Below are 11,749 nucleotides of genomic sequence, written 5' to 3'. Positions count from 1 at the left end.
GCCGCCTCTTTCAGATTGCCTCCGGGATGGAGGCATTCACACGTTTGCGTGCCGAGTTAAACGTTCAACAGCTCGTACTTTTTAATCTTGCGATAGAGCGTCGCAATCCCGATTCCTAACTCATCCGCCACCTGCTTTTTGTTGGCGTGGCGGGACAGCGCTTCGCGGATCATCTGCTTTTCCATCTCTTCCAGCGCGGTTCCGCCAGTGTCATCGGACAGCAGCTGCGCCATGTGAGCCACCGCACCAACCGATTCCGGCGCTTTACCGTTGTTGATGAGATTTGGCGGTAAGAGCGTACTGTCTATCACCTCACCCGAAGGAACCACGTTGACCAGATACTCCATCAGGTTGCTGAGCTCGCGCAGGTTGCCCGGCCATTGATGGTGCCTGAGCAGGGTTACCACATCCGGTGCAATACCCGGGTAAACCAACCCTAAGCGGCGAGTATGCAGATGCAGAAAATAGTGCACCAGCAGTTCAATATCGTCCTGTCGCTCACGTAGCGGCGGCAGGGTCAGTGGGATAACGTTCAGTCGATAGAACAGGTCTTCGCGGAATTTACCTTCAGCGATAAACTGCCCGAGGTTCTGATTGGTGGCTGAAATAATGCGGATATCGACCTGAACCGGGCTGCTCGCCCCCAGAGGCAACACCTCTCTCGCTTCAATTGCCCTGAGCAGTTTAGCCTGTAGCATCAATGGCATATCGCCAATTTCATCGAGAAACAGCGTTCCACTGTTCGCCGCCTGAATCAGGCCGGTTTTCCCATTGGCGGAAGCGCCGGTGAATGCGCCTTTGACATAGCCGAACAGTTCACTTTCCAGCAACGGTTCCGGTATCGCCGCGCAGTTGATGGCGATAAACGGTTTATTGCGTCGTTCACTCAGTTTATGAATGGCGCGCGCGACCACCTCTTTCCCGGTGCCGCTTTCCCCCACAATCATGATGCTGGACGGACTGGGTGCAATGCGACTAATCAGTCGCTTAAGCTGGCGCATGACCCGACATTCACCAACCAGTTGCTCAATATGCGGCTCATCGGTGGCAATCGACACTGAGGAGCTGGTATGCGACTGATGGAAGGCCATCAGGAATAACTGCCGCCCCTGAACATGATGCAACTGACCAATAATCAGTTCACTTTTATCATCCCAGGAGACGATATGCTGCATATGCCCGTGGGTGAAATTACTTTCAAACGTTAATGGCCGGAACCTGACCGACTTTCCCATCATATTATTCTGCGCCGCACCGAGAATTTTTAACGCGGTGTGATTCGCGAACTGTACGCGGTTGTCTTCATCAATGACCAACACACCTTGATCCATATTCTCGATCATTGTCGAAAATATTTTACTGATGTTGTCACTCCCACTCTGGTCTTCGAGAAGTTTTGAAACAAAAATGGTGGATATATGGCGAACATAATCTGAAAACTCGCGCAGGTTGTCATTGATATGCTCCTGCTGTTCATGCGTTACGGCAATCAAACTGATCACGCCTACACAGCGGTCCTGCATAATGACCGGCGTTCCCAGAAACGCTTTCTCACGACAGTTCTCCTTGCTATCGCAATCTTCGCACAACGGATCAAAGCGGGAATGCGTCACAACCTTTTCTTTTTTACTTTCCAGTACATAGCGCAACAGTCTGGAGTTACCGCTCAACGGGCGTCCGAGGTATTTACCGTAGGCGCCGGTACCTGCGACGCGGCAGAGGTTGTCGTCGACGATCTCGACTTCGAGTTGCAAAACGCTGGCAAGCATTCTGGCGAAACGCTGAATGGTAGGTTGAATCTGCATCAAAACGGACTGCGTTGTTGCAAGCACCATAGTCTTACCTTCCGGAATCACTTAAATGATTGATCATTGAAGACATTGATGGTTCGTAGAATATAAGGATACTAACTCAGACAAATTTTGCTTTGATAAAAACACCGGCTCTTTATCATTTTATAATGAAAATATGCAAGAGAAATCACATTTCCATATCAATATGAGAATCAGCGGAGTGAGTTTATCAAACTGACGGTATTTACTCCCCTTCCGGGTATTATTCTGCCAGTAATTTCATTGACAGATTGCGATATTTATTAAGCCAAACGTTTTCGTATATTCATGACGAATTACAGATAGCTTTATTCTGTGATCGAAACCACATATTGCCGGATGAATTTCTGTTTATCCGCCGCCGGATTCATTTTGGCACGCTTATTGTTAGTCCCTGGTATATCGGTGATGCCGCTTGTCATTACCGCGAATAAGCCACCTTGCCGTCATTCCACTACCAGGATCTTACAATGAAAACTGTTAATGAGCTGATAAAGGATATCAATTCGCTGACCTCACACCTTCACGAGAAGGATTTTTTGCTTACGTGGGAACAGACGCCGGATGAACTGAAACAAGTCCTGGACGTCGCTGCCGCGCTGAAAATGCTGCGGGCCGAAAATATTGCGACCAAAGTCTTCAATAGTGGATTAGGAATTTCCGTCTTCCGCGATAACTCCACCCGTACCCGCTTCTCCTATGCCTCCGCCCTTAACCTGCTCGGTCTGGCTCAGCAGGATCTGGACGAAGGGAAATCACAAATCGCGCACGGCGAAACCGTCCGCGAAACGGCCAACATGATCTCCTTCTGCGCCGATGCCATTGGTATTCGCGACGACATGTATCTTGGTGCGGGCAACGCCTATATGCGTGAAGTCGGCGCCGCGCTTGATGACGGCTATAAACAGGGCGTACTCCCGCAGCGTCCGGCGTTAGTTAACCTGCAATGCGATATTGACCATCCGACACAGGCGATGGCGGATCTGGCCTGGCTGCGTGAGCACTTCGGCTCTCTGGAAAACCTCAAAGGCAAAAAAATCGCCATGACCTGGGCCTACTCACCCAGTTACGGCAAACCCCTCTCCGTGCCGCAGGGCATTATCGGTCTGATGACCCGCTTTGGTATGGACGTCACCCTGGCGCATCCGGAAGGTTATGACCTGATTCCGGACGTGATTGACGTGGCGAAAAACAACGCGAACGCGTCCGGCGGCAGTTTCCGTCAGGTCACCAGCATGGAAGAAGCCTTCAAAGATGCCGACATCGTCTATCCGAAGTCATGGGCACCTTACAAAGTGATGGAAGAGCGTACTGAACTTCTGCGGGCTAACGATCATGCGGCCCTGAAAGAACTGGAAAGACAGTGCCTTGAACAGAACGCGAAGCATAAAAACTGGCACTGCACTGAAGAAATGATGCAACTCACCCGCGACGGCGAAGCGCTGTATATGCACTGCCTGCCAGCGGATATCAGCGGCGTCTCTTGCAAAGAAGGCGAAGTCACCGACGCCGTATTCGAAAAATACCGCATCGCGACTTACAAAGAAGCCAGTTGGAAGCCCTACATCATCGCCGCGATGATCCTCTCCCGCAAATATCCGAAGCCAGGCGTGCTGCTGGAACAACTGTTGAAAGAAGCGCAACCGCGCGTGAAATAACCCCCTGAGCCGACCTGCCGGTCGGCTCTCCTTTCCGGAGGCCAAAAGGATAGGATATGTCCGTTTTCTCATTGAAGATCGATATTGCCGATAACCGCTTTTACAACGGTGAAACGTCGCCCCTTTTTTCGCAAAAACAGGCCAAAGTAGCTCGCCAGTTCCATCAAAAGATCGCCGGCTACCACCCAACGCCGCTTTGTGCGCTGGATGACCTTGCCTGCCTGTTTGGCGTGAAGAAAATTCTCGTCAAAGATGAATCAAAACGCTTTGGACTCAACGCGTTCAAGATGCTCGGCGGGGCCTGGGCCATCGCCTGCCTGCTGTGTGAGAAATATCATCTTGATATTGAGACGCTCTCTTTCGAACAGCTCAAAAACGCCATCGGCGAAAAAATGACGTTTGCCACCACCACCGACGGTAACCACGGTCGCGGTATCGCGTGGGCGGCACAACAGCTTGGACAACATGCGGTGATTTACATGCCGAAAGGCTCTGCGCAAGAGCGCGTGGACGCCATTCTCAACCTCGGCGCGGAGTGCATCGTCACCGACATGAACTATGACGATACCGTTCGTCTGACCATGCAGCACGCCCAACAAAACGGCTGGGAAGTGGTGCAGGACACCGCCTGGGAAGGCTACACCAAAATTCCCACCTGGATTATGCAGGGATACGCCACGCTGGCCGATGAAGCCGTTGAGCAAATGCGCGCTCTGGGCGTCACGCCAACCCACGTGCTGTTACAGGCCGGCGTTGGCGCCATGGCGGGCGGCGTATTGGGCTATCTGGTGGACGTCTATGGCCCACAAAATCTGCACAGCATCATCGTCGAACCGGACAAAGCGGACTGCATTTATCGTTCTGGCGTGAAAGGCGACATCGTCAATGTCGGTGGGGATATGGCAACCATCATGGCCGGTCTGGCCTGTGGCGAACCTAACCCGCTTGGCTGGGAAATTCTGCGCAACTGCGCCACACAGTTTATCTCCTGTCAGGACAGCGTTGCCGCGCTGGGCATGCGCGTACTGGGCAATCCTTTTGGCCACGACCCACGCGTGATCTCCGGAGAGTCCGGAGCCGTAGGGCTAGGTGTTCTGGCAGCCGTCCATCATCACCCACAGCGTCAGGCCTTAATGGACAAACTGGCGTTAGATAAAGACGCCGTTGTGCTGGTCATCAGTACCGAAGGCGATACCGATGTGAAGCACTACCGCGAAGTGGTCTGGGAAGGCAAACATCCGGTCGCACTGTAATCACCCCCTATTGGACAACGCTCCCCAGGAGATTCGGGAGCGAACACTGGAGAAAAGTCATGGCGAAGCACATTCCCTTTAAACTGATTCTTGAAAAAGCAAACGACTACAAAGAGGACATGACGCGTTTCCTGCGCGACATGGTCGCCATTCCCAGCGAGAGTTGCGATGAAAAACGTGTCATCCATCGTATCAAGCAGGAAATGGAGAAAGTCGGTTTTGATAAAGTCGAGATCGACCCGATGGGCAACATTCTGGGGTACATCGGTCATGGTCCGCGCCTGGTTGCGATGGACGCGCATATCGATACGGTCGGTATTGGCAACATCAAGAACTGGAATTTCGATCCCTACGAAGGGATGGAGACCGACGAACTGATCGGCGGACGCGGCACGTCTGACCAGGAAGGCGGCATGGCGTCAATGGTTTACGCCGGGAAGATCATTAAAGATCTCGGTCTGGAAGATGAGTACACGCTGCTGGTCACCGGTACGGTACAGGAAGAGGACTGCGACGGCCTGTGCTGGCAGTACATCATCGAGCAATCCGGTATCCGCCCGGAATTCGTCGTCAGCACCGAACCAACCGACTGCCAGGTCTATCGTGGGCAGCGCGGACGCATGGAGATACGCATTGATGTACAGGGGGTCAGTTGCCACGGTTCCGCCCCGGAGCGCGGCGATAACGCCATTTTCAAAATGGGCCCCATCCTCAACGAGCTACAGGAATTGTCACAGAATCTGGCCTGGGACGACTTCCTCGGTAAAGGAACCTTAACCGTTTCCGAAATCTTCTTCACGTCACCCAGTCGTTGCGCCGTGGCGGACAGTTGCGCCGTCTCCATCGACCGTCGTCTGACCTGGGGCGAAACCTGGGAAGGTGCGCTGGAAGAGATTCGCGCCCTGCCGGCAGTGAAAGCGGCCAATGCAGTGGTCTCGATGTACAACTATGACCGCCCCTCCTGGACCGGGCTGGTTTACCCCACCGAATGCTACTTCCCGACCTGGAAGGTGGAAGAAGATCACTTCACCGTCAAAGCGCTGGTCAGTGCCTATGAAGGACTGTTCGGCAAAGCGCCGGTGGTCGACAAGTGGACCTTCTCCACCAACGGCGTATCGATTATGGGACGTCACGGTATTCCGGTGATCGGCTTTGGTCCGGGTAAAGAACCCGAAGCCCACGCGCCAAACGAAAAAACCTGGAAATCACATCTGGTGACCTGCGCCGCGATGTACGCCGCCATTCCACTGTCCTGGCTGGCAACGAAATAACAATCCATCTACCTCCCCCGGTTTACCGGGGGATTTCTGGAGTGTGCTATGCGCGTATTGATTAAAAATGGCATCGTCGTTAACGCCGACGGACAGGCAAAACAGGACTTACTGATTGAGAACGGCATTGTTCGCCAACTGGACGCGGAGATCGCGCCGCCTCCCTCTTGTGACGTCATTGACGCAGCGGGATGTTACGTATTTCCCGGCGGCGTGGATGTGCATACACATTTCAATATCGACACAGGCCTCGCCCGTAGCTGTGATGATTTTTTTACCGGCACCCGCGCGGCGGCGTGTGGCGGTACAACAACCATTATCGATCATATGGGATTTGGTCCGAGAGGCTGCCGCTTACGCCATCAACTGGAGGTCTATCAGGAATATGCCGCGCATAAAGCGGCGATCGACTACAGTTTCCACGGCGTCATTCAGCACGTTAATCACGCCATTCTCGATGAGATCCCGATGATGGTGGAAGACGGCATCAGCAGCTTCAAGCTCTATCTGACCTACCAGTACAAACTCAACGATGATGAAACCTTGCAGGCGCTGCGCCATTTGCACAAGTCCGGCGCGCTGACCACCGTCCACCCGGAAAACGATGCCGCTATCGCCAGTAAACGGGCCGAATTCATTGCCGCTGGCTTAACCTCGCCGCGCTATCACGCCCTGAGCAGACCGCTGGAATGTGAAGCCGAGGCCATCGCCCGGATGATCAACCTTGCACAGCTTGCAGGGAACGCGCCGTTGTATATCGTTCACCTGTCCAACGGTCTGGGGCTGGACTATTTACGTCTGGCGAAAGCGAATCATCAGTCCGTGTGGATAGAGACCTGCCCACAATATCTGCTGCTGGATGAACGCCGTTATGACGCGGAAGATGGCCTGAACTTCATTCTCAGCCCACCGTTACGCAATGTTCGTGAGCAGGACAAGCTCTGGTGCGGCATCAGTGACGGAGCCATCGACGTGGTGGCAACCGATCACTGTACCTTCTCAATGGCCCAGCGCCTGCAGATCTCAGGCGGTGATTTTAGCCGCTGTCCGAATGGTTTGCCCGGCGTGGAAAACCGCCTGCAACTGCTCTTTTCTGAAGGCGTTATGAGCGGACGAATTACCCCTGAACGTTTTGTCGCGCTGACCAGTGCGATGCCCGCCAGACTGTTCGGCCTGTGGCCGCAAAAGGGTCGGCTGGCACCTGGCGCTGATGGCGATGTGGTGATTATCGATCCCCGTCAGAGTCAGGAGATCCATCATGCCCGCCTGCACGATAACGCTGACTATTCACCCTGGGAGGGTTTCCGCTGTCAGGGAACGATTGTCAGAACGCTGTCGCGTGGCGAAACGATCTTCGGCGACGGCATCTTTACAGGGAAAGCAGGTCGGGGCCGCTTCTTACGACGTAAACCGTTTACCCCGCCCGGCGTTTGTGAAACAGACAACTGTGTATGATAAGTGAGGAAAAATGAGGAAGAAAATTGTTCTCGCGCTGGGTGGTAACGCGCTGGGTGAGGATCTGGCCGGACAGATGCAGGCCGTCAAAATCACGGCGCAGGCCATTGTGGATCTGATTGCGCAGGGCCATGAAGTTATCGTGACCCACGGTAATGGGCCGCAGGTAGGTATGATCAACCAGGCATTTGAAGCGGCGGCAAAAACAGAAGCGCACTCTCCCATGCTGCCGATGTCCGTCTGCGTGGCATTAAGCCAGGGCTACATCGGCTACGATCTGCAAAACGCGCTGCGTGAAGAATTACTCTCACGTGGGATGCACAAACCTGTCGCCACGCTGGTGACGCAGGTCGAGGTCGACGCCAACGATCCTGCGTTCCTGAATCCCACCAAACCCATCGGTTCGTTCTTCACGCAGCAGGAAGCGGAACAGCTGGAGAAACAAGGCTATACGCTCAAAGAAGATGCGGGTCGCGGTTATCGTCGCGTCGTTGCTTCGCCTAAGCCGGTGGACATCATCGAGAAAGAGACCGTCAACGCGCTGGTTGAGGCCGGACAGGTGGTTATTACCGTGGGCGGAGGCGGAATTCCGGTGATTCGAGAGGGTAATCATCTGCGTGGTGCCAGCGCGGTGATCGACAAGGACTGGGCCAGTGCCCGCCTGGCAGAGATGATTGATGCGGATATGCTCATCATCCTGACGGCTGTCGAAAAAGTCGCGATTAACTTTGGCAAAGAAAATGAGCAATGGCTGGATCGTCTGTCGTTGAGCGACGCGGAGCGTTTTATCCGCGAGGGGCATTTTGCCAAAGGTTCTATGCTACCGAAAGTCGAGGCCGCGGCGTCGTTTGCCCGCTCCCGTCCCGGCCGGGAAGCCCTGATTACGGTGCTGAGTAAAGCGAAAGAAGGGATTGAAGGAAAAACCGGAACCGTAATCTGTCAGTAATCTAATGCGTTTATCCAGCGCGTTTGCCGGGGGGCTTCGCTTGCCCGGCCTACCGTTTACTCCCCGTAGGCTGGATAAACGCAGCGCCATCCGGCAACGCCTTTTACGCCACTTCAAGCACCTCATTCGTTGACTTCACTCCCTGATGCATCAGCATCATTAGCGCTTCCAGCACACCGCCGCCTATCGCTCTCGCCTTGTCGGAGACGCTGGTAAAATCAGCCGTCACGCCGCGTGGATCGATATCGCCGATCTTAAAACCGCCCACCACCGCCAGTCCGTCGCTTAACAGGCCGCGCACCATACCCGACAGCGGCGCTTTGATTTCGTTTTCTCCAATCCAGGCAATCACGTCGCCTTCTTCCACCAGATCGCCTAATTTCACTCTGGCACGCATGATGCCTGCGGCAGGCGCACGGATCACCCGTCGTGCGGTATGCCCCATGATATTGCCAGGAATACCGGTATTTTCCTGCGCGCAACCGGCGTAAATCACCTGTCCCAGCCAGTGTCCGCGATTCGTTTCAATCACCGCATGGCAGTCTTCACCGGCAGTAAACCCTGGCCCCAACGCAATGGTGACGGGCGCCATCTCTTTGCGCATGCCAAGATTCTGTTTTGCCAGGATAGCATCGACCACGCAGACGGGTTTCAGTGCGTCAATCAGCGAACCGGCAGGATCAACCAATATCGGAATGAAGCCGCGCTCGGCTAACGCCGCGGCCTCTGCAGACGAGGTGGCCAACCGGGCCGTCACGCCTTCCACGATCGTTTCGCCATCAAAGACCGCCTGTGCAAACGCGACGCTGCGGCGAATGACGGTCGGTTTCTCCACTTCCAGCATGATCACTTTGAAACCGGCATGAAACAGACGCAGCGCCACGCCGCTGGCAATATCCCCCGCGCCGCGAATCACCACGCGCTGATGACCGGATGGGTGTGCGGCTCGCATCATCAGTCCGCCTGGGGCATTGTTTTTAACCTGTAGGATCTCCGCCAGCACGCTAACCGCAATTTCCTGCGGCGTTTCCGCACCAATGTTGTAACCAACAGGCGCATGCAGACGCGCAATATGCTCTTCACCGACGCCCTTTTCCCGCAACTGACGCAGGAACAACTGCACTTTTCGACGGCTCGCCAGCAAACCCAACCACGCGACGGGCTGCTCGATCAATTTGTCCAGCGCTTCCCGATCCTGATTATTCGTCGCGATGAGCACAAAGTTGTCTGGACGAATCTCCAGCGCATCCACCGCCGCGGAAAAAGAATCGGCATGTAACAGCTGTACCGAAGGGGGGAAAGCGTCCGGATTGACACTCTCGCGATAAACATCCGCCACGGCAATATCAAACCCCAGCAGTGCCGCACTCTGCGCAATCGCCCGGTTCACATGCCCGCCGCCAATTAGCACCAGTCGCGGACGCAGGCCGTGCACGCTAATAAAGACCGACATCGCGCCGCCGCAGTCCGAGCCAACGGCATCGGCACCGTTGCGGGCCATCCGGCCATGGAACATGCGCGGCTTTCTCTCCTGCAACGCCAGCAGCGCCTCCTCGATGACCTTGCGCTCCACCATGCCCCCGCCAATAGTCCCGACGATAGATCCATCCTGATGCACCAGCATCTGTGCCGAATGGCGGGGTGTGGAACCCCGGCTGTCGACAATCTGCGCCAGCGCAAATGGGCGGTTTTGCTCTTCAAGTTTTGCAGCCTCTGTGAAAATATTCATACGAACCTCAATGGATATCCTTTCAGTAACCCGGTGTTCCCGGCGTCGCTATCTCACAAATCTGCGCGCGATTGCAGGTGTTTCCTGTGCATTTCCCAGCCAGATAGCCTCCACATCACCGTCTAACAACGGCTGGATGAGCTCACTTTCATCAATAGCATTCTCAGATTGAGAAAAACGATTGAGAAACCAGACTCGTCGACTGGCAGGCGGTGCATTTTTGAACGCCCCCTGTGGATGCTGAACCAGTCGGATAAGCGCCTTCAGCGGTAAGGGGGATCCCTCCGTCAGACCAGTAATCCCGGCGAACTGCGGCCAGCGATGCACCTGCTCTCCCCCCACGCTTTTCCCCATAAGGTGTCCACCCATAACGGCAATCACGCAGCAACTGCTTTCAGGTATGCAAGGTTCGTGCTCATCTGGCGCTTTGAGCGGCATTCCGCGGGCACCGTCTGCCTCGACGAGAACCACGTCACATTCCGCCCGCCGGGCTAGCGCATCTATGGCATCCGGTGAGAAGCCACACGCTTTTCCCAATGGCGCTTTCCATGACTGAAAGCAGGTTATGATGGGTTGCATTAACGTGTGATATGGCAAGCAAGCGGGTTCCCGACAGAAAAGGGTCGGCCAGGGCTGGTCAGACAGAAACATATGCGTCGTGGTGGTGATAAATACCCGTCGGCCTGATAATTGAAAGCGGCGAGCGAGCCAGAAAAGGGTACTGGTTTTCCCACCGGCACCGACAACCGAAATAACCGTAGGCCGTTTCTGTGCACCCAAATCAAAGAATAAAGAAGCATGACCCGATATACTCATAAGCCTCTCTGAAGTGACGCAACGTCTAATAGACATTATGGAATCGCTATGCCTGTTGTCGACTGTATAATTACTGCTGCTGGGTTATCATCCAGAATGGGGAAATGGAAAATGATGTTACCCTGGCATGGGGGAACAATTCTTGATGCAAGTATCAAAAACGCGCTGCAATTTTGCAACAGAGTGATATTAGTTTCCGGTCATCACGCAACGGAGATACATAATCGCTATGCGAATCAGCCGAATATTATTATTACGTACAATCCAGATTATGCTCAGGGCTTATTTACATCAATTAATGTCGGCGCCGCCGCCGTGCGCAGTGAATATTGCTTCATTACGCACGGTGACATGCCAGAACTGAACCGCGATATCTTTCGTAAAATCTGGGCATTACGCAATGATAGCGCCCTTATCCCCTGCTATCAGGGCCAGCCAGGGCATCCTATTTTACTCTCTAAAAAATGCCTGTTGCAGGCCATATCACAGCCGAATGTCAACAGCATGCGTCAGGCATTGCTGCGCGGGAAACATAATATCGCTGAAATGAACGATCCCCGGATCACTCTGGATATCGATACTCCAGAGGATTTTATCAATGCGCAGAACCGACACAAATAAATAGAGAACCCGTAGTTAAACGATTGCGTTCAAATATTCTCCCGCCTCATTTTCCACTTATCATAATGATAAGAGTCCACCATTTTTGAGAAAATAGAATGCGGCAATGAAATTGCCTTATCGCAATAACTCCCCGGCTGATTTTCATTCTCATTTAGCGTTTGTGAG

9 protein-coding genes are annotated in these 11,749 nt (G+C 54.0%); 6 read left to right on the top strand and 3 right to left on the bottom strand.

Features of this window, described 5'->3' with window-relative positions; translation table 11 throughout:
- Positions 1-56: 56 nt before the first annotated feature.
- On the bottom strand, positions 57-1,835 hold the full coding sequence (locus ACERJC_RS12820) for a sigma 54-interacting transcriptional regulator (protein ID WP_373671837.1): 1,779 nt from the start codon (positions 1,833-1,835) through the stop codon (positions 57-59).
- A 467-nt stretch (positions 1,836-2,302) separates the two neighbouring features.
- On the opposite strand from ACERJC_RS12820, the gene ygeW reads away from it, so the two are divergent.
- From ygeW to arcC, 5 genes are read left to right on the top strand one after another with little or no spacing between them, the layout of a single operon-like run.
- On the top strand, positions 2,303-3,490 hold the full coding sequence (gene ygeW, locus ACERJC_RS12815; protein ID WP_371895132.1) for a knotted carbamoyltransferase YgeW: 1,188 nt from the start codon (positions 2,303-2,305) through the stop codon (positions 3,488-3,490).
- 56 nt (positions 3,491-3,546) lie between these two features.
- Positions 3,547-4,743, top strand: coding sequence for a diaminopropionate ammonia-lyase (gene dpaL / locus ACERJC_RS12810; protein WP_152402188.1), 1,197 nt, complete (start codon positions 3,547-3,549; stop codon positions 4,741-4,743).
- A gap of 59 nt (positions 4,744-4,802) precedes the next feature.
- The gene (locus ACERJC_RS12805) at positions 4,803-6,014 is read left to right on the top strand and encodes a YgeY family selenium metabolism-linked hydrolase (protein ID WP_152402185.1); all 1,212 of its coding nucleotides are present in this window, start codon (positions 4,803-4,805) and stop codon (positions 6,012-6,014) included.
- 48 nt (positions 6,015-6,062) lie between these two features.
- Entirely contained in the window at positions 6,063-7,469 is a 1,407-nt protein-coding gene (gene hydA, locus ACERJC_RS12800) for a dihydropyrimidinase (protein WP_152402183.1), read from the top strand.
- 13 nt (positions 7,470-7,482) lie between these two features.
- Entirely contained in the window at positions 7,483-8,415 is a 933-nt protein-coding gene (gene arcC, locus ACERJC_RS12795) for a carbamate kinase (RefSeq protein ID WP_152402180.1), read from the top strand.
- A 103-nt stretch (positions 8,416-8,518) separates the two neighbouring features.
- On the opposite strand, the gene yqeB is transcribed toward arcC, so the two are convergent.
- On the bottom strand, positions 8,519-10,144 hold the full coding sequence (yqeB, locus tag ACERJC_RS12790; protein WP_371895126.1) for a selenium-dependent molybdenum cofactor biosynthesis protein YqeB: 1,626 nt from the start codon (positions 10,142-10,144) through the stop codon (positions 8,519-8,521).
- Positions 10,145-10,192: 48 nt separating this feature from the next.
- Complete coding sequence (gene yqeC, locus ACERJC_RS12785) at positions 10,193-10,960, bottom strand: selenium cofactor biosynthesis protein YqeC (protein ID WP_373671836.1); 768 nt, start codon at positions 10,958-10,960, stop codon at positions 10,193-10,195.
- Positions 10,961-11,008: 48 nt separating this feature from the next.
- Between yqeC and mocA the strand changes: the two genes are divergently transcribed.
- Positions 11,009-11,581, top strand: coding sequence for a molybdenum cofactor cytidylyltransferase (gene mocA / locus ACERJC_RS12780; RefSeq protein ID WP_373671835.1), 573 nt, complete (start codon positions 11,009-11,011; stop codon positions 11,579-11,581).
- The last annotated feature ends 168 nt before the right edge of the window (positions 11,582-11,749 follow it).

The organism is Citrobacter telavivensis (genome assembly GCF_041807075.1).
In the GTDB taxonomy this organism is placed as follows: Bacteria; Pseudomonadota; Gammaproteobacteria; order Enterobacterales; family Enterobacteriaceae; genus Citrobacter_A; species Citrobacter_A telavivensis.
This window is presented reverse-complemented; position numbering and strand designations above follow the sequence as displayed.

What these genes read in the sequence shown, in the direction of transcription:
- mocA (WP_373671835.1), top strand. Translation starts at nt 11,009, where the DNA reads ATGCCTGTTGTCGACTGTATAATTACTGCTGCTGGGTTATCATCCAGA.
- dpaL (WP_152402188.1), top strand. Translation starts at nt 3,547, where the DNA reads ATGTCCGTTTTCTCATTGAAGATCGATATTGCCGATAACCGCTTTTAC.
- ygeW (WP_371895132.1), top strand. Translation starts at nt 2,303, where the DNA reads ATGAAAACTGTTAATGAGCTGATAAAGGATATCAATTCGCTGACCTCA.
- arcC (WP_152402180.1), top strand. Translation starts at nt 7,483, where the DNA reads ATGAGGAAGAAAATTGTTCTCGCGCTGGGTGGTAACGCGCTGGGTGAG.
- hydA (WP_152402183.1), top strand. Translation starts at nt 6,063, where the DNA reads ATGCGCGTATTGATTAAAAATGGCATCGTCGTTAACGCCGACGGACAG.
- yqeB (WP_371895126.1), bottom strand. Translation starts at nt 10,144, where the DNA reads ATGAATATTTTCACAGAGGCTGCAAAACTTGAAGAGCAAAACCGCCCA.
- yqeC (WP_373671836.1), bottom strand. Translation starts at nt 10,960, where the DNA reads ATGAGTATATCGGGTCATGCTTCTTTATTCTTTGATTTGGGTGCACAG.
- ACERJC_RS12820 (WP_373671837.1), bottom strand. Translation starts at nt 1,835, where the DNA reads ATGGTGCTTGCAACAACGCAGTCCGTTTTGATGCAGATTCAACCTACC.
- ACERJC_RS12805 (WP_152402185.1), top strand. Translation starts at nt 4,803, where the DNA reads ATGGCGAAGCACATTCCCTTTAAACTGATTCTTGAAAAAGCAAACGAC.